This is a genomic window from Pedobacter hiemivivus (assembly GCF_004331685.1).
GTDB lineage: Bacteria > Bacteroidota > Bacteroidia > Sphingobacteriales > Sphingobacteriaceae > Pedobacter > Pedobacter hiemivivus.
Genome location: NZ_SJSM01000002.1, coordinates 461,234 through 483,929, shown reverse-complemented (window position 1 = coordinate 483,929; position 22,696 = coordinate 461,234). Strand labels below are relative to the sequence as shown.

The following is a 22,696-nucleotide window of genomic DNA, read 5'->3' as shown; positions in this document are numbered from 1 at the left end:
CTTTTATTTTCTTTTATGGTAAACTAAAATAATTTCAAGCAATCTATCCCGCTTGAATAACGCAACAAAACCTATTCATTTAAGCATCAAGTGTAAAACAATTGTTATACAAGAAACAAACACCCCATACAACCGCCTCAGCTATTGGATATTCCTTTTCAAAGGTTAATTTTGCACGAAAAAAATCTAACCAACATTATGAAAAACATATTCTACGCGCTCGGCTTGTCCCTTCTTTTATTTAGTTGCAAACAACAGGAAACTACCGCAACCTATACTCCAAGGGTATTGACTGCCAATGAAAAATTTAATGAATCCTATGATGGAAAGGATAGCATATTTACCATCCTTTTGAAAAAAGACGAGAATACCAGTGAAATCAAAGAAGAGTTTAATGTAAAATTTAAAGACACACTTGTCAAAATTCAAATCAATAAGGCTGATCCAAATTCAATAACTGATAAATTTGCATCTACCCAATTTATAAACACCCAAAAAACTGCACTTCTTGTTCAGTTGGCCGACAATTCAGGTCTGGCTGCTCCATCCTATGTCATCGCCTTAAAAAATGGCAAACTTAATGTAGTGAGCCTTTACAGGCCCTCAACAGGAAAAGAGGATCCAAAGTATACTACGGGTATAAACAAACTGGGAAGAGCAGGATATTTGGTTAACAATGATTTTTTCATCACCAATGTGAATGCAAATGTTCATTTGATCAAAAGACAAAATCCTGAGGAAAGAATACAAGGTGAGTTTATTTTAAATTCGCCAGATAAGTCGACTTTAGTGTTCCTTACCCCTTCGTCCTTATACCAGGTCCATTACTCAAGCGATGAGATTTTTAATGAGAAACTAGCTAAACCCGCACCTCAGACGGACCTTGAACTAACGGATTGGGTTAAGAATAATTACAGCTGGGCAAAGAATAAAAAAGGCATTACCTTTTTGAAATTCAGCGATAGCAACAGAATAGTTGACATTAAAGAATTTCAATAACACATTGAATTAGGAGCTGTTTTCTTATGAACTAATCGGCACAAATTTTTGTACATTAGTTCATAAGAAAACCAATATCCTAATGAAAACATCTTTAAAGTTACCACTAGTAGCCATGCTGGCTATTTTTGCATCATGTGAAAACAGCAGCAAGAAATCAGCATCGGATAATTCAAATCTTTCTACATCAAACCCTTTCCTCAAAGAAAGCACCTTACCTTATCAGGTGCCTGACTTTAATCACATAAAGGATAGTGATTTTAAACCTGCTATTGAGGAAGGCATGAAGATCCATTTAAATGAGATCAACACAATTGCAGATAACACTGAAAGCCCCACATTTGAGAATACACTGGTAGCAATGGAGAAAAGCGGGCAAATGTTGACCCGTGTAAATAATGTCTTTGGTCTACTGACAGGTGCAAATACCAATGATGATCTCCAAAAAATAAAAGAAGAAATAGCGCCTAAACAAGCCGCACATCAGGATGCCATATATCTGAATGCGAAACTATTTAAACGCATCGAATCTATATACAATACGAGAGCATCGCTTAATCTAGATCCTGAATCCAACAAATTAGTTGAATATACTTATCAGAAATTTGTATTAGCTGGAGCCAAACTTTCTGAAGATTCAAAAACTAACCTTAAAAAGCTGAATGAGCAGGAAGCTTCGCTAAGTGCAAAGTTTTCTAACCAATTACTTGCGGCAGCAAAAGCCGGCGCTTTGGTTACCGATAACGTATCAGATCTGGAAGGTTTATCCTCGGGTGAAATTAATGCCGCAGCCCAAGCTGCAAAAACCGCTAAGATGGACGGAAAATGGTTGCTATCCCTTCAAAATACAACACAGCAACCACCTTTACAATCGCTATCTAACCGCGCTACCCGTCAGAAATTATTTGAGGCTTCATGGAATCGTGCAGAGAAAAGCGATAGCAATGATACCCGAAAAACGATAGTTGAAATTGCCAAAATACGGGCTGAGAAAGCAAAATTAATGGGATTCCCTAATTATGCTACCTGGAAATTACAAGATCAAATGGCTAAAACCCCAGCTGCCGTTGAAGCATTTTTCGCTAAACTGGTCCCCTCAGCAACAGCAAAGGCCCATGCAGAGGCTGCAGAAATTCAATCGCTAATAGATACACAAAAAGGTGATTTTAAACTGGAACCTTACGATTGGGATTATTATGCGGAACAAGTACGGAAGGCTAAATACGATCTAAATGAAACTGAGGTTAAGCCCTACTTTGAATTGAATAATGTACTTAAAAACGGAGTTTTCTACGCTGCCACTCAACTGTACGGCATTACTTTTAAAGAGCGTACTGACCTGCCGGTTTATCACAAAGACGTTAAGGTGTTTGAATTGCTTGATAAAGACAGCAGTACAATTGGTTTGTTCTACTGCGATTACTTTAAACGCGACAACAAATCTGGTGGTGCATGGATGGACAACATGGTTGGCCAGTCGAAATTAATGGGCACTAAACCCGTTATTTTTAACGTATGCAATTTTACTAAACCCGCTGGCGGACAACCTGCGTTAATCAGCTTTGATGATGTAACCACAATGTTCCATGAGTTTGGACATGCTTTGCATGGTTTTTTTGCCAATCAAGAATACCCTACTCTTTCGGGTACCAACGTAGCCAGAGACTTTGTTGAGTTCCCATCTCAGTTTAATGAGCATTGGGCCGTAAATCCGCAAGTCTTTAAAAACTATGCGATTCATTACAGTACCGGACAGCCAATGCCACAAATATTGGTTGATAAAATAAATAAAGCCGCTAAATTTAACCAGGGTTATGCCCTAACAGAGGTATTAGCTGCCGCTGCATTAGATATGCAATGGCATAAACTTTCGGCAACTGAACCTTTGCAGGATGCTGATAAATTTGAAACCGCAGCACTTCAAAAAACAGGATTAAGCTTATCGTATGTTCCACCACGCTATCGTTCCAGCTATTTTTTACACATCTGGGGTAATGGCTATGCGGCAGGTTATTATGCTTACCTGTGGACAGAAATGCTGGATCACGATGCATTCTCTTGGTTTGAAGAGAATGGTGGCTTAACCCTTGCCAATGGTCAGCGCTTCCGCGACATGATCCTTTCTCGTGGCAATACAGAAGATTATGGAAAAATGTTCCGCGATTTCCGTGGTCATGATCCGAATATTAAAGCCATGCAGAAATATAGAGGCTTGCCAGAAAAGTAGGCTTAGAAACAATTAAAAGAGCCTGACAGGCTCTTTTTTTGTGCGTTCGTCATCCTGAATTTATTTCAGGATCCCTCTTGAGCATGTTTTTCGAATAGTTCGTGCGAGGTCCCTGAAATAAATTCAGGATGACGAATGCTTTATGATACGGTCTCTTTTAGTTTAAATGCTTATTCTTTTTCTGATGGTTTGCAATTAATTTCCCAATCCAAACCAATCCCAGCGATAATACCAGAAATACAATTAAGAGGTAAAAGCTATTTAGCAACACCTTATTGTATCCCAATGCAGCCACATCAATAAATGGATAAGGGTAAAATCCAGAAACTTCAGCCCTTACCATTATGAATATTACATAAACAAAAGGATAGATCAACCAGGCAAAAGCATCAGTCCATTTCAATGTGCTTTTCGGCGCAAAAATCAACCAGTATACCATAAAAAGAACTGGCAGACCTGCATGCAACAATTCATCTACAATAAGCTGCAGGCCTTTTGGCTGCCATGTAAACCGCAATATTAAATTGTAAACAATCCCAACTACACTGATATAAACCGTAACTGCTGCCAAAACCTTTGGCTTTGAAAAAAAGCTTTCCTCGTTCTTACTGAAATTAAACAACAATAACGTAAAACACAATACCACCATAATATTGGTGAGAATGGTGAAGTAACTGAAATACCTGGTTACAGACTCCATTACAGGAATATCATTATTTACTATCGTCAGATACAATTGTGCGATTAACGCAAACCAGCCTACAATAAAACCGATCATCAAAAACACTTTATTGGCTTTAGCGTACTTTTTATCCATACTGCATTTTATAATTAGCAATTGAATATAGCTATTTGTATGGAAATATTAAGCTATAGTAGCCGTCAATGTTGTCCCACTTACAGCTGTACTGTAAATTTTTAGTGTCCTGGTATTACCCGTTGAATTTTGTGGCCCCTGAAGGATTGCCCCATTGGTACCATATTCTGAAAAATGCAACTGGCACTGTATCTTACTTAGCGCTTGTTTCCATACAAGGCTACCTCCTTGATGTGGACAAACTGATTCTGTGGCGACAAAGGATGCCGGAACATTTCCTGCTGCAACTCTAAAAAACAGTACACCATTTACTGTTGCCTGATCACCAATCGCCATAATTTGGCTAGCCAGATCAACACTAGCTGTACTCCCACCGCCACCTCCAACTGGGGGTTTTGTCTCTGGATCAGGCGTTCCTGTTCCACCTTTTCCACAACCGGACATACAAGATCCAGTGCATAGCAATGCCAGGCCAAGTCCTAAGGACTTGATAAATTCTTCACGTTCCATAATTTTAAATTTTAGTTTTAGTAAATTTTAGATGTTTTATCGGGGTCTTTATTTTTTGATTTAAAGAGGGTAAAGTTTCTAGAAATAGTAAAGCCAAATCGTACGCCTCCATCCTGCCAGGACTTCTTTGTGCCTGGGATAAAGTTGTTTTCCAGAATATATTCAGAATTCATAAAGTTTAATGAGAAAATATGCCCGCCTGTTTCAATTTCGAGGCCAACACCCAAAGGGTTAAAATAGGCCTGACTCAGATCTGTTGGTCTAGACAATCCATTTACCAATGTATAATCGGCAACAAAGGATAACCGTTTACTGAGTTTCATCCGCCCTGCAAAGCCTATAGAAAAAAGATTTTCAGGATCCCTGCTTTCTGTAGTATTTTTCCTCATCAACAAAGCAGGCAATACCTCCAACGACAATCTTGAAGAGAATTTCCTGGAAAATATGGGTTGAATAAAATAAGAGAACCGATTGGCGTAGCTAGAAAATTCACTTTCGGAAAAAGGAGACCTTGCTATCCAGCCCATCTGGGCAAACAAGGTTAGGTTGACAGGCATACCACCATCGCTTTTTTGTTTTAACAGCTTATATTTTCCAGAAAAATTAAAAAGCTCATCCTGCTTACTTCTTCCAATTCCAACAGTAAAATCATCGGTAATGCCGTAATCAAAACCTATAAACAAATCAGAGGCCACATCAAGTCCATACAGCGTATGTGAACTTCCAAATCGGCCCCCAATATCTCCAAAGTGATGACGAATACGTAAATCCAAATCATGCTTCTTCTGTGTTTCGGTAGACTGAGATAAAACCACCCTTGTGGACTTAAACACAGCTTCCACTTCAGTACTACCATTATTGCTATCCAGCGTTTTCAATAAGGAATCTGCTTTCTGAGCTTGGGCATTCATTAAAAAGCAAGAAAGGACAATTGCCAATAAACCGGTCTTTTTCATATTTAGCATTATTTTGCGAGATTTAGTTTACCATCAACCTTTATACTGATTACCTCAGCAACCTTAGTTATGATTAGGATTGGTATTTTTATCTTATGATCGGCACAAGGCACCTTAAATTCTGTCAGAATCTGTATTGCTCCATCCTTTACAATCACCTTCCCCTGTATGCTTCTCATTTTATCTACACCATGTACATTAAGCTTCCCGCTGGCAGTAATATCATACTCCCCATTTTTGGTAAAATCAATGACCTGGTCTATCATTCCTTTAAATTTTGCCATGGGATACTTGTCACTCTCCATGTAATTTTCATTAAAATGCTCTTGCATCAGTTTCCGATCAAACTCAAACCCTTTAATTGGGGCCTGAACCACAATCTCTCTGGTATTACCAACCAATACAGCCGTACCTTTCACATTAACAGCTCTGATATCTTCGACCGGTGTAGAAGAAAACAAAGAAAGCTTTACACCTTTTCCTACATAACTTTGTGCATTTGCACTTAGTTGTAGCAATGTAAATGATACTCCTAAAAGGATACTAGTAGTTCTTTTTCCCCAGATCATAACGTACTTTTAATGAAACTCCACTTGATTTTAGATTTACCCGCCCCTCGCCAACACCTACTAAAGGTATTTTTACAAAAGGCTCAAGCCCTAATCTGAATTTTTCCTTTTTAAGTTTTACATAGTAAGTTGCAGAAAGATCGACCACCCCAAAATAGTGTTGGTTCTTACCATTGATTTGTTGAAAGCGATCTTGGTAACCCGATGCAGCTGTGTAACTGTAAGTATAATTCTCTTTAAGCATAAAATAGCTTGACATACCGGCATTAAGGTCGATGCTTCTATTCACATCATCTAAAACATTCAACGAAGCCAGTAAAGGGATTTCAAGGACAGCACAAGAAGCATCTACCCCCGAAATGATCGATTTCATCTGCTGGTTTTTAAATTTATATTCATAGTTATCTGCGCCATAATACTTAGCACTGTAATTTAACCCGGTTTGCAGCTTAAGTCGCTTTGCAACACCTATACTAAAGCCAACACCCGCGCTAAAACCTGTTCTGCCCCCAATAACCAAACCAGATGAATTAAACTCTGGCCCGGCACTCAAGGTCAAACTCATTGGCCATGTCCTAGTCCTTGCCTTTTTTTGCTTTTTAATAACTGAAGCTAGCGAAGCAGGGAGCAAATCTGTATCAGATGCCGCAACAGCACTTGAATCCACTTGTATAGGTTCTGATTGAGCCAATACAGGTATTAAAATCGAGCTGTTTAAGGTATCAGTTAAAGGAGTAGAACTAAGAGCAGGAACAGTAGCAGGAACCAGAACCTGAATTGGAGCAGAAACCGGAGTCGCAGTTGTAATTTGTACAACAAAGCTTGGCTTAACCTTTTTAGTAGGATACGAAATAACATCATCCTTACGATCCATTTGCTGAATTGAACCTACTGGTTTAGTGCGCTGTTTTTTTGCCACCATAGCTCCTGTAGATTTCGTCGATTGGTTACCTATAGTTATATACGCACCAAAACCAATTAAAAGCAATAACAACAACGCTGCAGATTTTCTATAAAATATAACCCGATCCCGTTTCTTCAATTTTTGTTCCATCTTATCCCAGGCCGCTTCCTCAAACTGAGGCTCAACATCGAATACCTTTTGTCTAAAGGTGGCATCAAACTCTTTATCGTTTAATTCCATAATGGTTTTATATCTATCAATAATCCAATCACGACGTAGTTTTTAGCATTTTTTTCAGTTGCTCTCTGGCTTTAAATAGGTTAGACTTAGATGTACCCACTGAGATGCAAAGCATTGACGAAATCTCTTCATGCGTATAACCATCAATTGCAAATAGGTTAAACACCGTTCTATAGGCAACAGATAGCTTTTGAACCAGATTAATCAAATCCTCATAATGAATATGAGAAAGAATACTCTCCCTATCCTCTATATCATACCTCGCATTTAGCTCTTCCATTTCAATACGTTTTATTTGTTTTCTGTAATGATCTATCGAAGTGTTGATCATAATGGTACTTAACCATGATTTAAACGGTCTTGTATCTTCATACCGGTTAATATTGATAAATACCCTCATGAATCCATCATTAACCAATTCTATGGCCTCTTCTTTATCATTCGCATAACGAATACACATCCGCATAGCATAGCTGTAAAAGATCTGGTAAAGTCCTTTCTGACATTTCCTGTCTTTTTTCTTACAACCGGCTATTAATTCCTGAATGATTAATTCGTTCACTTGAAAATTTTAATTCATTTATACTTACAGGTACGCAGATTAGCGGGCATAGGTTGCCTGTAATATGAAATTAATAATAAAAAAAGTAAAAAAACTAATGTAGCTTTTTGCTAAGCTCCTGAGCTTTATCATAATTAGCTGTTCCTTGAGGAATTTTGGCAAGCCATTCTAAAGCTTGCTGATTATCCTTCTGTTTCAAGAAACTCAAGCCAATGTAATAAGCAGCATCATATTTAAATACAGATTCCCCTTCATACAGTTTTGTAAGGATGCTCCTCGCATCATTTTCTTTTCCTGTTTCAATAAGGGTAATTCCGTAATAATAAGCCACCAATGTGTTTTCTGGTGAAAGTGTATATTCCTGTGCTAAAACTGCGCTCGCAGCACTAAAATCATGTGCGTTATAAAGATCCGCGGCCTTTTCAAGGTTATTTTTAGTATCCGCACCGCGCTCTACCACAGACATTTCTTTACTGATGCTGTATTTTTCATAAAGATTGACAGACCATGGAGCCCATACAAACAACCCAATAACTAAAATTGCAGCAACGCTGATCCACCTTAGGTATGGTCGCAAAGTAACCACTCGTGCTGAGGAATGTTCCTGATCTTTAAAATACTGTTTACCGAATGCGGCTAATGTTGCTTCAACTTCTTTATCGTCCTCAGAAGGGGCAATCTTCATCTTTAAGGTTTGATGAACATTCTTATATTCGGCCAACAGCGATTTTAACTCTTCATCTACCTGAAGCAAAGTTTCAAACTCCTGTTTTTCCTGAAGCTCCATATCACCTTCAAGGTAACGGGCAACAGTTAATAATTTCTCCTCGTTCATCATTATTCTTCCGTTTTATCAGATTGAACCATTTTTATCAGAGATGCCATGCATTCAGATTTCTTTTTTCTCAGGTAACCATAAGTAACACCAAGCGTTTCGGCCACTTTTTCTTGTGCCTCCCCCTTCATGCTCCATGAAATGATCTCTCTACAGCGTTCGCCTAATTTTTCAAACGCTTTGAAAAACAACTTCGACTGCGCCTCCTGATTTTCCAGATAATCTGCATTAGCAAAAGTATCTTCTCCGATATGTAATAAATCCTCTTCGCTATTTGTTACCGGTAGAATTGATCTTTTTTTGATTTCATTTAACCATTTCCGTTTACATATCAATAATATATAAGGCTCGAAAGGGCAGGTAAGTTCTAGTGACTTATATTTTGCCTGCTTATATATATCCATTAAGGACTCTTGAAATATGTCCGCAGCATCATCATCACTCCCATTATTAAATACGATCCATGATTTGACTTTAGCGGCACAACGCTTATAAATCTCATTAATGATTGCTGTATCATTATTTACCAGTCCCACAATATAACGCTGGTCTGAATGTATGTTTTTAGCCATTGGTGGATTTATAATCAAGCATATCGCTACTAATTTAAAACTTCTTTTGGTAGCGCAATAAAAAAAATTAAAACAGGGGGGTAACATTTTTTGACTGCCGTTGATATCTATACGAATCACCCAATGGCGAACGCTGAAAAGCCTTAATAGAGTAAGCAATTTTTTAAAACTATGAACATGAAAACTTTAAACTTAACATCAGCATTATTCATCGTATTGATCGCCTTAGGCGTAGCGTGTAAAAAAGAAAACTCGAACGACGGTGACACGAACACTGCAAAGACAGCCAAAGAGTTTACCGCTAAATTTGGCGCTCAAAAACAAACTAAAGAGATCAATGCCTCCGCCCTTCCTCAAACTGTATCCTTATTGGATGGCACAAAAATCACATTCCCTATTGGCTCACTAACTAAAGGTGGCGTACCAGTAACAGGCAACGTTACGATTGAAGCTTATGAGGTATTGAAAAGAAGTGCAGTTATATTTACTGGTGGAAACACCAACCACTCATCAGGAGCACCACTGGCATCAGATGGTTTTATCTTTATCGATGTAAAATCTGGTGGTGTTAGCGTAGATCAAAACCTTGCTGTACCGATTAAAATCGCTATTCCCGCTAAAAGAGATGGTGCTACTCAACTTTGGGTAGGTGTAGATCAGGGTGGAGAGAAACCACTTGTGGCCGGACCAGCTAACCAAATGGCATGGGCAGCGCCAAGAAACGCTAATGGTGTGGGCATGAAAGAAGTAGGTGCTTCACAATCCGCCTTTACGTTTGATTTCGGAAGTCTTGGATGGGTTAACTGCGACATATTTTATAATAACGCTAGTCCTAAAACAACAGTAAGAGTAGAGGTACTTAACAACCCAGGTTCAATGGCCAGTTTCCATGCTTATGGTGGTGAAACCTTTGTATACTTCTGCGCAAGAGGAGCTAATGTTGTTGCTCAGTTGTACACTGCTGATGGCCCGAACAAAGTAAAAAGCTACGACAACAGTATGCCAATTGGTTCAGAAGGTAAGATGCTTTCATTCTGTGTTAAAGATGGTAGATTTTACTACGCGGTTCAGGACATCACGATCAGCGCAAACCAAAACTTGACACTTACCCTAACAGAAACTACTGAAGCTACCATACAAGGTGTAATCAGCAGTCTGGATAATTATTAAAATCCCTATTAAACACACAATTGAAGGTTGCATCATATTTATGATGCAGCCTTTTTCCCGTTTTAATGGCAAACAGGCATTGATTTACAATTATATTGCTAAATTCATTTTTAATATGAAAAGACCGCTACAATTACGCTTATTATTTTCTGCCACTATTTTAGCACAATTATTTGTCGTAACCGGAGGTTTTGCACAAACAAAACATCCAGTAGTCAATAAACCGGTCCCGGCTTTAATAGTGCCAATGGATACTGTTCCAGCTATCATTAACCATACGGTAGAAAATGGAGTGGTCAAGTTCAGCTCCGTTTTACGTCCACTTCGTCAGATTGCTGGTGCACCAGAACCCTTCTATAGCTATTTCTGGGAGTTTGGTGACGGACAATTCTCCTTCGAAAAAGAACCGCAACACATTTACCTGGATACCTTAAAACACGACGTACGCTTATTTGCTACCAATAGTTATGATGATGGTAAACGTCCGCCAACAAGACCGAAACCTTTAAAACCAGGCAGCAGTCGCCCCATACTTGCAGCAAATAAATTAACCCCAGAACAACAGTTTTTTAAATCAGGTGGATCTGTTGAAATGAAAACCAACTGTATGCCCAAACCCGGCGATGATATGATGTTGCTATTGGGTTACCGCAACAAGCCTGAAAATGGAGTGGCAAGCCTTAATGGCACCCTCTCCCTTTTATATAATGATAAAGAGTTTAATAAAGACAACTTTGAACTTGCGGAGGCCCGGACTTACCATAATGAGAAGAAGGCTTCGCTAGATAAATACGGGACAATAGCTGCATTGAAACTCAGCAACAATCAGCCCTTTTATGCAGCAATAAATGGCCCAAATACTCCAGAAGCTGACAATGTAGTATTTGACGCTGAGGGCACAGCCCTGATTAAAGAAAAGATGCTGGCTTATCGAAAAAATGAAAGCTGGAAATTTGAGAACTTAAAATCAGGTGAAGAGAAGTTTATTTTCCTAAATCTAAAAACTACTCCGGAGATGATTAAAGATACCAATGCAGTGGTAAAACTGACCGGTATGTTTATTCCAGATAACCCATTGGCGGTAACAGAATTTTTCACGATTGAGCTTCAGATTGTAGCCTCCCATGACCCCAACAAAATGATGTTAAAAAACAGTAGAATGAACTTTCGTTTTACTGGAAAAAACAAAAAACTCACTTATAAGGTAAGGTTTCAAAATACAGGCAAAGGCCCGGCAAAAAAGGTGGATGTTGGCGTTGCTATTGCCGAAATACTGGATAAAGGATCTATAGAAATATTGGATTCAAAACCGAAACTGATTTTAAGTAAAGACGCTTATGCAAACCAAAGCTGTTTGGATACAGTTAGCGTGGCCGACAGCATGCATTTTGTATTTAAAAATATTTACTTACCCGGTATGCAGCAAAAAGGTGTAAAAGATGCCGACTCTACCATGGGTTTTATCGAGTATAAAATTGGCTTTAAAGCAAAGCCTAAAAAGCTACCCTTTAAAAGTGGGGCCGCGATTGTTTTCGATAAAAATGAACCCATATATACCAATAGGGCCACAGGAAGATATAAAATGGGATTATCGCCCGGGATTATTGCCGGTTATGGTTTCCCTTTCAAAAATGGCAACACACCGTTTTCAGGTCAAAAGAACATCACCTTTGGTGTTAGCTTAGCTCCCTACGCACCACACAGATATTACTGGCAAGTTGAACTATATGCGAGTTCTTTTGCAGAAAAAGAATATCTAGTTAATCGAATGCCTGGCAATGACAGAATTGTCCCTATCGTGGTTGATGGTAGGCAGCAAGAGGCCAGACTTAAATATGCGGATAGCCTGGTGCGTGTAAAAGTGATTACCATCAATATCGTCCCAATCCAAATGCGTTATAATTTAAACAAATACGTTGGGGCAGGTATTGGCACCTTGGTCTCCTTTAATATTGATGAGCAGTCTACCCCTTCTAAACAGGGACAATTTGAACTTTTAAAAGCTACTGGCACTGCTGAGCCTGTTACGCTTAAAAAATCATTCGACAAAATCAGCAAGAGTTTTAACGATTTCCAGAATACGCTATTTACAGATGTACAGGTAGGAAAAGTACATGTGGGGCCTTCTATTGGTTTTAGGTATTTATATACCCTACAAGGATCTAACAACAGGTTAATTACATATTTAACATGGAAGTTTTAGCGAGAATCCTTCTTGTTTATCTTTCATTTTTTGGACTTGCTACTGCTACTGCCCAAACCTCAGTAAATGTTCCGCAGTCTATGACTAAAACATTAGACTCCTTAAAGAAACAGGATAACCTTTCTGATTGGCTATACACGAGGATTGATTACAGCTATGTCAATCCAAGGCAAAGCCTTTCTTTTTTGATGAATACGGAACAGGAGAGATGGCGTAAGCCTAAATCGACATCTGAAAAAGAAGCCTGGCTCATGCTACTGAGTAATCAGGGCTACAACCAGATGTATACCGGCAACATCCTAAACTCCATCAATTGCTACGAAGAAGCTTATAATTATGTTGTTGAACATAAACTGAATGTAGAGGGGATTGCTGAATATGTTTTAAAGCCATGGGCAAACAACTATACCCGTTTGGGCGATTATGAAAAGGCACTTTTTATTCAGCAAAAAACGCTGGATCATGCCCTAAAAGAGCGCAATGATCCTTTAGCGATCTCGGTTTACAACAATATGGCCATATCTTACCGCTCTTTAGGTGATTTTAAAAAAGCGGAAGAATGCATCCATCTAGGCACAAAAAAAACTACGCCTACATCTGCTGCACTTGTACTACTTGACAATACTTTGGCCGACATTTATAATGATAAAGATGAGCTTAGCCTCGCTGAAAAGATCATATCAAGGAACATTGTCCGTCAAAAACAACTTAAACCAAACTTCGAATCTGCTTACTGGCTTTTAAGCAGTTACATCACTGCAGGCAATATCCAAAGTAAGAAACTAAACTTTGCTGTTGCACAAAACAACTACCTACAAGCCCTTGCGATTAACGATAAGTACTACAATGGGAATCGGTTACGCGAAAAGGCCTATATCTATATCCAATTGGGCAAAATTAAGCTTGCTCAAAAACAGCCAAATCAGGCTATAACATATTTCAACCAGGTATTGAACACATTTGGTCTAGCGGCCTCAAAAATCAATGTAGAAAGGGTGTTTGGCGACAACCGTCTGGTTGACTTATTTTACCAAAAGTCTTTAGCCTATGGCCAGCTAGGTAAAGACAAAGAGGCGCTTGAAAACATTCAACTTTCGCTGCTCGCTGCAGATAAGATTCGCTTTGAGCTTGCGGATGTAAAGACAAAACAACGTTTCCAGTCAGAAACCAAACAAATGGCAGAAAATGCGATTGGCATTGCTTTTAAATTACTTGCAAAAACTAAAGATCATCTTTTTGCAGAAATTATCGTAGATATCATTGAACAGACCAGAGCACGTACCTTACTGGATGATATCCGTAGAAATCAACAACAATTAACACTTTCCACAAAAGACCCATTATTTCAGGAAAAAGCAAAGCTTGAACAAGCGATAGCCTACAATGAAAAAGAATTGCTGCAAGGTGGAGAAAGCCCGAAAGAGATAGAAAAACGGAATAGCGAGCTTAAATTTAAACTGGAAGCGCTGGAGAAAAACATAACTCAACGCTACCCTTCATTGGCCCTAAGTAAAGACATTAAGACCGCTAATAGTTTGCTCAAACAATTGCCCCGCAGCGTCCACTTTATTGAGTTTTTCGCTGGCAACTCCCATCTATATGCAGCTGAAATATACAACAGACAAGTTAAACACATCAAACGGGTTTCTAATGCACAACAGGTAAAAAAGGACATATCTGATTTTGTAAATACCTATTACCACAATGGCCCTACCGCCATGATAAACCAGCCTAAATCATTTTTCACTACCTCTAACCAAATTTACAAAACCTTGCTTGGTGGTTTTAATTTATCCAAAAATGAAAAGCTAATCATCATTCCCGATGAAGTGATCGGCTATCTTTCTTTTGACGGGATGATTACGAATGACAATTATCAACCCGATATAGCCAGCTGGCCATACCTTATCAAAGAGCTCTCCCTCTCATACGCCTTTTCCATTCAAACCTGGATAAACCAATCGACCAAAAAGCTCAACCCTGGGCGCTTTGCGGGCTTATTTGTTACGCATCAAAATAAAAACAAACAATTTATCCCTGCAGTGACAAAAGAAGCCGAATCGATAGCGAAAATTGTAGACGGCAAGTTTATGATGGATGAGGATGCCCGGGTAAAAGACTTTTTTAATGCCTTTGACAAGGCCAATGTATTGCATATCAGCACCCATTCATATTTATCAGGACTACAAAAAGAACCGACCTTATCGTTTGATGATGAACCAGTATTCTTATTCGAATTATCGGCTAGAAAAACCGCACCGGATTTAGTGGTATTAAGTGCTTGTAGAACAGCTGATGGCATGATGAACACTGGTGAGGGTATCATAAGCTTAAGCAGAGGATTTGCCGCAATAGGAACGGGTGGAACAATTGCAGGCTTATGGAATGTAAATGATCAGGCTGCATCAGAAATTACGGCCAGCTGCTACCACAATATGTTGCAGGGACAAGCAATAAGCCTCGCATTACACCATGCAAAGTTAGACTGGTTACAAAACAAACAAAGACCGGCACAGGAATATTTACCCTATTACTGGGACGCATTGGTTTATATGGGCTACGATAAAAAAGTAGCACTAAAACCTGCCGGTAATTCGCTGGCCGACTATGGTAAACTTAGCGCCCTGGTCCTAACTGCCTTTTTTGGCATTTACTACCTGATAAAAGTAAAAAAGAAGGCTATTTCTCCTGTTTCAAAATCGTAACCGCCAATGGAGGAACATTTAACAGAATGGAATATTCCCGGTTATGGCAACCTACTTTTTCTGGTTGAATTGATTTAGTGTTCAACTTCCCACTTCCAAAAAACTCCTTCGCATCGGTATTAAATATCTCAGTCCATTTAGCTTTAAATGGTAGTCCTACCCTATAATTCTCTCTGTAAACAGGTGTCAGGTTTAAGATTACAATCAATGTATCTTTTGCTTTTTTCCCTTTTCTGATGTAGATATAGATAGAATGTCTGGCATCATCAGCATTGATCCACTCAAAGCCTTCAGCAGAAAAGCTATGTTCGTATAAAGCAGGTTCGGAGGTATACAGTTTATTGATCGCTCTAACGGCCTTCTGCATGCCCAAATGAGGCGCGTGTTCCAGTAAATGCCAGTCTAGCGAGCTTTTAAAATCCCATTCATGAGTTTGTGCAAACTCATTGCCCATAAACAACAGCTTAGTTCCCGGATGCGTATACATATAAGCATACAGCACCCTTAGATTTGCAAACTTCTGCCATTCATCGCCCGGCATTTTGTAAATCATAGATGATTTACCGTGCACGACTTCATCATGTGAAAAGGGAAGCATAAAATTCTCACTAAAAGCATAGCTACTACTAAAAGTAAGCTGATAATGATGATATCTTCTGTTTATAGGATCATTTTTAAAATACTTTAGTGTATCATTCATCCAGCCCATCATCCACTTCATCCCAAAGCCCAGTCCGCCGCTATGTACCGGATGGGTAACCAAGGGATAGGTACTGCTTTCTTCGGCAATGGTATGCACCCCTTCATAATTACCATAAACGGCAATATTCAGGTCTTTCAGAAACTGGATGGCTCCTAAATTTTCGCTTCCACCAAATTCGTTAGTAGCAGCATCTCCTGCCTTACGCGAAAAGTCAAAATAAAGCATAGAAGCCACAGCATCTACCCGTAAGCCATCAATATGAAACTTATCCAACCAATACAGTGCATTGCTGATTAAAAAGGAACGGACTTCGTTTCTATCGTAGTTAAAGATATAAGACTTCCAATCCGGATGAAAGCCCTTTCGCATGTCCGCATGTTCGTATAAATGCGTGCCATCAAAATGATAGAGTCCATGCGCATCACCTGGAAAATGTGAAGGCACCCAGTCTAAAATAACGGCTATATCATTTTTATGTAGTTCATTAATCAAATACATAAGCTCCTGTGGAGTTCCGTGTCTGGAACTTGCAGCAAAATAGCCTGTGATCTGATAACCCCAGGATGGAAAATAAGGGTATTCCATTATAGGCATCAACTCCACATGGGTAAAACCCATATCGAGCAAGTAAGGCACCAAACTATTGGCGATTTCCACATAGGTCAATACGCGATCAGGCTCACCAGGATCCCGTTGCCAGGAACCGAGGTGTACCTCATAAACCGACATTGGTTTATTTAAGGCATTCAATTTAGGTCGCTTGCTTAACCAAGCTTTATCTTTCCATTTGTAATCGTTATCCCAAACAATAGAGGCTGTTTTAGGTGGATGTTCCCATCTTTTTGCATAAGGATCGCCCTTTTCAACTTCTTCTCCTCCAAATCCCTTAACCAGAAACTTATAGATTTCACCTTTCCCAACACCAGGAATAAAACCTTCCCAGATCCCAGAAACATCCAAACGTTTATTTAAGGGATGGCTAGACCTATTCCAGTCATTAAAATTTGCTATGACATGAACGGCCTGAGCATTTGGCGCCCAAACCGAAAAATAGGTCCCTGCTACATCGTCAACACTAATGAGGTGGGCTCCAAACTTTTCGTAGAGCCGAAAGTGCTTGCCGGATATAAATAATGAAATGTCAAAGTCACTGAATAAGCTGTGGGCAAGCATTTCCTGCATTAGTTATATATTTTTATAGTAGTGAAATTCTTATTTGATTTGAAACGTAGGCAATTGTTTTCGTCGGTGCGATAATCTACAACATCCTTCTCATCAACCGTAATCTTATTTACATTAAATGGCAAGCCAACAACTTTATAATCATAGAGCTCGTAATTAGGTGTATATAAACCATCAACACTTTGCTCAATCGTAAGCAGGTATTGGGTTCCATTCACACTAAACTTTTTCTCAGAATAGATATCCTGCTCGTAAGCAAAAGTATCTCCATGATCTTCAAACAAGAAAGAGTTTACTTCATAATCGGTGTAATATACATTTAATAATACCTCATCGATATTTTTTTCGCCTACATATTGCATCACCGGATATTCTGGAATTACTGATCCCGCCCTTACAAACAATGGCATATTCTCTAAAGGAGCTTGTACATTATGTTCACTTTCGCCTGTTAACACCTCGTGTGTCCAGAAATTGTACCACTTCCCTTTAGGTAGATAAACCGTGCGTGAAGTAGCTCCTTGCTCCAATACCGGGCATACCAATATTTTATCACCAAAGGTAAATTCATCCTGACGGAAGCTGGTACTTGCATTTTCTTGCTCCAACATTACCAGTGGTCTAAGGATTGGGAATCCATAACGATGATGCTCCCAAAATACTGAATACAGGTAAGGCATTAACCGGTACCTTAACTCAATATAAGTCCTATTGATGCTGGTATAAGGCTCTCCAAAGCTCCATGGTTCGCGTTCGGCAGTATCTCCAGCCGAGTGGGCACGCATAAATGGAGAGAAGGTACCCAGCTGAATCCAGCGGGTAAACAATTCGCCATCAGGCTCTCCACTAAAACCGCCAATATCTGTTCCGCAAAAAGGTACTCCGGAAATAGACATACGCTGGCATTGGATGTTACCAATTTTTAAATGTTCCCATGTGGCTACGTTATCGCCTGTCCACACACAACCATAACGCTGCATACCTGAGTATCCCGCACGGGTTATGGTAAACGGACGTTTGTTACGCATTAATTTTTTGAGCCCATCATAAGTAGAGCGCACCATTTGCATACCATACACATTATGGGCTTTGCGATGCGAACCTCTATACCCCTCGTAATTGTGCCTTACATCGTTTGGAAAAGTACCTGAGCCAAATACGGCAGGCTCATTCATATCATTCCATACGCCGGCAACGCCCATATCAACCAGTCCTTTATACAATTTACCCCACCATTCTCTAACTGCAGGATTGGTAAAATCAGGAAACTGACATCGGCCAGGCCATACATGCCCCTCCATAAAGTAATCGTCACTACGACGGCAGAAATAGTTATTCTCTTTACCTTCTTTAAAAACCCAGTAATTATCATCCACTTTAATCCCCGGATCGATCATCACCACCGTTTTAAAACCATCATTGGCCAATTCCTTAATCATCCGTTTAGGATCTGGGAAATGGCTTTTATTCCAGGTAAAGCAACGGTAGCCATCCATATAATCTATATCCAGGTAAATGGCGTCACAAGGAATATTTCTCGACCTGAAACCATCGGCTATTTCTTTTACCTTCTTTTCTGGATAATAGCTCCACCTACACTGATGATAACCTAATGCCCATTTTGGTGGCATTGGGTGAGTACCAGTCAGGCTTTGGTATCTTTTTACCACATCCATTAAATGTGGACCGTGAATGTAATAATATTGAAGTTCTCCGCCGTCTGCCCAAAAACTGGTTTTTGATTGGTCTTCTTTACCAAAATCAAAATACGAGCGGAAAGTGTTGTCAAAAAATATCCCGTATGCAGCTTGATGATGCACACCGGTATAAAAAGGAATGGTACGATACAATGGATCCTGATCCCAACCAAAAGAATAGGCATCCGTATTCCAGTTTTGGAAATGTCGCCCTCTTAAATTCATATTTCCTGACTTATCACCAAGCCCAAAGAAATTCTCATCAGGAAGGCATTTTTTTGTCGCATACACGTAATAGCCACCAAATTCCACGTTCTCCTCCCAATGCATCGGCGAATCATCCTCACTCATCACCATTTGGCTTGCATTCTCGGTAAAGGATACATGGAAATCACTTTTCCTGATCTTACAGGTAATGGTATTGGTTGCGACAGTATAGCAGTCCTCCCGATCTTCCATTTTAAAAGTAGTCACCTTTTGGTCTACAACAGGCACTGCGTAAGAAAAATCGTCAAGAAAAACACCATGAGGTGCCAGTCGGACTCTAATGATCTCATCACTAACCACCCTAATTTCGACACGGGCATCACCATCTGAAAAATAAAACCTATTCCCTTCTGCTAGTACTTGCTGTACCGCACTCAGGTATTTTTTTACAATTGGCTTAGGTCCTGAAACTGGATTATTTAAGTGTTGTACAGTTTCATCAACTTCCTGCCCAATATTTATATTTTCGTTTACTTCTTGCTGTTGTTTATTTAGCTCTTCCATGAAAACCCCCTTGATTAAAAAAAAAGAACGAATTTACTTCGTGTACTTTGTACAACTAAGGTGTTAAAATTTCTATTAAAACCAAAGGATTATTATGAGATAAAATTAGGGCAACAAAAAGGCCCTGACGTGAGCATCAGGGCCTTAAACCTTAGAAAAAGAATATTTTACGGATTAAATGTGTAAGATATATAGTAAAGCGCGCCTACCGCGGGGTTACCATATGAGGTGATATAATATTTATTTAAAATATTTGAACCACCTACTTTAACCATTGAGTTTACTGAAGGAATTTTTAAATTAACCTGTGCATCAATAGTAGTGAATGCAGGAACGGTACCCGAAGCAAATGATGAATTCCAGAAAAATTCATCCTGCCAGCGGAAATTTACATTAAATCCAAAGTTCTTAATGATCTCTTTATTTCCAAGTCCTAGATTATAACGGACTTTAGGCGTATTGAAATCATTGAGGTAATCAGCAGGAAGATCGCCAATCTCATTATAAGAAACGTTTCCGCTTAAATTATAATTTTTACCCAGCAAATAATCAATTCCTAAAGCAGCACCGTAAGAGGTTACCTTTCCGGTAGCATTTACCGGAACCCCAAATTTAGGGAAAGGGTAAGTGCTACCCTGTTGCTGGTAAACTTCTACAGCAGTAATAAAATCTTTATACTTATTGTAATAAGCATAGGCGTCGATTAAAAATTTAGGACCTAACAAGCCTTTATAACCAACTTCATAAGATTGGACACTTTCTGGACGAATACCTCTTGGGTCAAACTCATAAGTTTTTAACAATGCTGGATTTGGAGCTCCTACGGCCAATGACGCATCATATGCACGATAACTAACATCTGTATAAGGTTTCATTGTAGTAAGCATCTTGTATTTATCCAACATTTCAGGCAAACCTCCGATCAATCGTTGACGACCACCTGCTACAGATAAATCTATATATTGATTTTGAGTAGTCGGGTTGCGGTAACCTGTTTGATAAGAAAGGCGAATGTTATTGTTTGGCGCTACCGTGTAGACACCTGAAATTCTTGGCGTAAAACGCCCTTCAAAATTGGTACTTTTGTCATACCGTCCTGATAGAGACAATTTAAACTTCTCATTAAAAAGTTTTTTTGCTACTTGTGCAAAAGCGCCATACTCATTGATATCTATCTTATCATTAAGATCGTCAAAAATAGTTCCACCTGAACGCAATTGATAAATCCGATAAGAACCACCAACCTGCACTTCAACAACATTGTTTAATGCGTTTGAAAAATTATACAATCCCTCATAATGGTAAAGATTGGTTTTATCATCGAATTTCGCACCTAACCCTGATGAAATGGTATTGTTAATAATACCACTTTTAGCTGTCTCAAATTGAGGTGTGCCTGGCATAAAACGTCCTTGATCAGCCACCCCTCTTGCAGCTGCATGAGCTGCATCATTGTTAGCTCCACCACCAAGGGCATTTCCATATGCCAATGCATACTGTGCAAACCAACCTGAGGTCGGATCAGAAGCTGGACCACTACTGGGACGATAGGCTTCATTAATAAATGAACCAAGTATAGAAGATATATATGAATCTCCCGAACGTTCCTGGGTTGTGTAACCTCTTACAAAGAAATCCTCTCCTTTTAGCTCTAATTTGAACTGACCAATGCTAAAATTACGTAAAGAATAACGATCAGAACCCGTATAAACAGAGGTACCTGTACCCCAGGCTGCATGTGCAATAGCTTCTATCGTTGGTGTAAGCTTGTAATGAAGAGATCCTGACGCCTTTAACGACTGAGTATCATAGTCTACCAGGTTAGCTTCGTTATAGCCTGTTCTGGAAACACTTTGACTGGCTATTGTACCTTTATTTAAACCGTACAATACGCCCAAAAACGGAAGTGCCGGACTGCCAGCAAGGTTTGTTTTGATGGTATTAAAAGGTACATTCGCATTAATTAAGTTATTGATTAGTGCATATCCTGCCGGAGATTGAGCGGCAAATCCTCCAGCCAGACTCCTGGCAGCTAAAAGTAAATTTGCATTAACCTCGTCACCGTATACGTTTATACCGTCATAGTTTGGATCAGAAGCCCGGTCGCCCGATTTAAATGTACGTGCTGCACGATCAAAATTACTGTCGTTATCAGCCTGCCAGTCTTTAGCCTGCAAGAATGAAAAAGTCGCTTTTACGGCGAACTTATTGTTCCATGCTTTAGCCATACGTACATCCAGTTGATTAAACTGCTGGTTACCCGTATTGTCGTCATTTAAGTGATTGACACCTGTTTTAAAAGAAAAACTAGGGCCCTGATAGTTAAATGGACTTTTTGATGTCATTAACATAGTTCCATTTATACCACCTGCACCATACAATGCTGAAGATGCCCCAGGCAATAGTTCCACATTATCTACATCAAGATCTGAAAGTCCTATGATATTACCCACCGAAAAATTCAATCCCGGAGCCTGGTTATCCATTCCATCCACGAACTGATTGAAACGGTTATTACCATTCGAGTTAAAACCCCTGGTATTAATAGATTTAAAGGTTAAACTCTGCGTACTGATTTCTACTCCTTTCATGTTCGTTAGCGCATCATAAAAAGAAGGGGCAGAAAGCTCTTTAACTGCGCTTTGCCCCATGCGTTCGACTGATACCGGAGATTCAAGAATCCGCTCCGGTGTTCTGGATGCCGAAATAACAACCTCCTGTCCAAGAATAGCCACCTGCTCCAGCTCTGTCATTATCCCGGAAGTATTTCCTGTAATCTCCCTTTCAACTGAAGCATACCCGAGAAAAGAAATAACCAGGCTAAATGGAGCTTTTCGAGTTGTACTAAATGAATACCTGCCATTCGCATCTGTTGCCGTTCCGCTTGTAGTGCCTTTTACTGTGATACCAACACCTAGTATTGGTTCTCTGGTCAGTTTATCGATAACTGAACCACTAATTAAAACACTTTGTGCAGACACCGTTAGCCCGGTAATGCAGAATAAAAGTGTAAAAATCGCGTTAGTAAACATTTTACTCATACTTTATTTTCGTTAGTTAAATCTTAACATAAA

Annotated in this window: 16 protein-coding genes; 5 read left to right on the top strand and 11 right to left on the bottom strand. The window is 39.3% G+C overall.

Annotated features, from left to right (window positions below; genetic code table 11):
- The first annotated feature begins 198 nt into the window (after positions 1 to 198).
- A complete protein-coding gene (locus tag EZ444_RS05100; RefSeq protein WP_131607639.1) occupies positions 199 to 999 on the top strand; it encodes a hypothetical protein in 801 nt (266 codons plus the stop codon).
- 82 nt (positions 1,000 to 1,081) lie between these two features.
- Positions 1,082 to 3,226 (top strand): peptidyl-dipeptidase Dcp, encoded by a 2,145-nt coding sequence (gene dcp, locus EZ444_RS05095; protein ID WP_131607638.1) that lies wholly within the window; start codon positions 1,082 to 1,084, stop codon positions 3,224 to 3,226.
- Between the two features lie 157 nt (positions 3,227 to 3,383).
- On the opposite strand, the gene EZ444_RS05090 is transcribed toward dcp, so the two are convergent.
- The 8 genes from EZ444_RS05090 to EZ444_RS05055 form a co-directional block, all read right to left on the bottom strand.
- The gene (locus EZ444_RS05090; protein ID WP_131607637.1) at positions 3,384 to 4,043 is read right to left on the bottom strand and encodes a Pr6Pr family membrane protein; all 660 of its coding nucleotides are present in this window, start codon (positions 4,041 to 4,043) and stop codon (positions 3,384 to 3,386) included.
- 48 nt (positions 4,044 to 4,091) lie between these two features.
- A complete protein-coding gene (locus EZ444_RS05085) occupies positions 4,092 to 4,553 on the bottom strand; it encodes a QcrA and Rieske domain-containing protein (protein WP_131607636.1) in 462 nt (153 codons plus the stop codon).
- A gap of 17 nt (positions 4,554 to 4,570) precedes the next feature.
- Complete coding sequence (locus EZ444_RS05080; protein WP_131607635.1) at positions 4,571 to 5,509, bottom strand: DUF5777 family beta-barrel protein; 939 nt, start codon at positions 5,507 to 5,509, stop codon at positions 4,571 to 4,573.
- An 8-nt stretch (positions 5,510 to 5,517) separates the two neighbouring features.
- Positions 5,518 to 6,078, bottom strand: coding sequence for a YceI family protein (locus EZ444_RS05075; RefSeq protein ID WP_131607634.1), 561 nt, complete (start codon positions 6,076 to 6,078; stop codon positions 5,518 to 5,520).
- Positions 6,053 to 7,222, bottom strand: coding sequence for an outer membrane beta-barrel protein (locus EZ444_RS05070; protein WP_131607633.1), 1,170 nt, complete (start codon positions 7,220 to 7,222; stop codon positions 6,053 to 6,055). Before EZ444_RS05070 ends, EZ444_RS05075 begins: the two co-directional genes overlap by 26 nt.
- 28 nt (positions 7,223 to 7,250) lie before the next feature.
- Positions 7,251 to 7,784, bottom strand: a complete 534-nt coding sequence (locus EZ444_RS05065) for an RNA polymerase sigma factor (protein WP_131607632.1) — start codon at positions 7,782 to 7,784, stop codon at positions 7,251 to 7,253.
- Between the two features lie 94 nt (positions 7,785 to 7,878).
- The gene (locus EZ444_RS05060) at positions 7,879 to 8,622 is read right to left on the bottom strand and encodes a hypothetical protein (protein ID WP_131607631.1); all 744 of its coding nucleotides are present in this window, start codon (positions 8,620 to 8,622) and stop codon (positions 7,879 to 7,881) included.
- The gene (locus EZ444_RS05055) at positions 8,622 to 9,191 is read right to left on the bottom strand and encodes an RNA polymerase sigma factor (RefSeq protein WP_131607630.1); all 570 of its coding nucleotides are present in this window, start codon (positions 9,189 to 9,191) and stop codon (positions 8,622 to 8,624) included. Before EZ444_RS05055 ends, EZ444_RS05060 begins: the two co-directional genes overlap by 1 nt.
- Positions 9,192 to 9,368: 177 nt before the next feature.
- On the opposite strand from EZ444_RS05055, the gene EZ444_RS05050 reads away from it, so the two are divergent.
- The 3 genes from EZ444_RS05050 (at position 9,369) to EZ444_RS05040 (ending at position 15,269) form a co-directional block, all read left to right on the top strand.
- Positions 9,369 to 10,361, top strand: a complete 993-nt coding sequence (locus EZ444_RS05050) for a hypothetical protein (RefSeq protein ID WP_131607629.1) — start codon at positions 9,369 to 9,371, stop codon at positions 10,359 to 10,361.
- A 115-nt stretch (positions 10,362 to 10,476) separates the two neighbouring features.
- On the top strand, positions 10,477 to 12,564 hold the full coding sequence (locus tag EZ444_RS05045; RefSeq protein WP_131607628.1) for a PKD domain-containing protein: 2,088 nt from the start codon (positions 10,477 to 10,479) through the stop codon (positions 12,562 to 12,564).
- On the top strand, positions 12,552 to 15,269 hold the full coding sequence (locus EZ444_RS05040; protein ID WP_131607627.1) for a CHAT domain-containing protein: 2,718 nt from the start codon (positions 12,552 to 12,554) through the stop codon (positions 15,267 to 15,269). The genes EZ444_RS05045 and EZ444_RS05040 overlap by 13 nt, the downstream gene beginning before the upstream one ends.
- Here EZ444_RS05040 and glgB read toward each other — a convergent pair.
- The 3 genes from glgB to EZ444_RS05025 all read right to left on the bottom strand — a co-directional run bounded on the left by glgB (position 15,244) and on the right by EZ444_RS05025 (position 22,663).
- The gene (gene glgB, locus EZ444_RS05035) at positions 15,244 to 17,154 is read right to left on the bottom strand and encodes a 1,4-alpha-glucan branching protein GlgB (RefSeq protein ID WP_131607626.1); all 1,911 of its coding nucleotides are present in this window, start codon (positions 17,152 to 17,154) and stop codon (positions 15,244 to 15,246) included. The genes EZ444_RS05040 and glgB overlap by 26 nt on opposite strands.
- Positions 17,154 to 19,622 (bottom strand): glycoside hydrolase family 31 protein, encoded by a 2,469-nt coding sequence (locus EZ444_RS05030; RefSeq protein WP_131607625.1) that lies wholly within the window; start codon positions 19,620 to 19,622, stop codon positions 17,154 to 17,156. The genes glgB and EZ444_RS05030 overlap by 1 nt, the downstream gene beginning before the upstream one ends.
- A 167-nt stretch (positions 19,623 to 19,789) precedes the next feature.
- Positions 19,790 to 22,663 carry a TonB-dependent receptor gene (locus tag EZ444_RS05025; protein WP_225874640.1) on the bottom strand — a complete coding sequence of 958 codons (2,874 nt, stop codon included), beginning with the start codon at positions 22,661 to 22,663 and terminating at the stop codon, positions 19,790 to 19,792.
- Between the last annotated feature and the right edge of the window lie 33 nt (positions 22,664 to 22,696).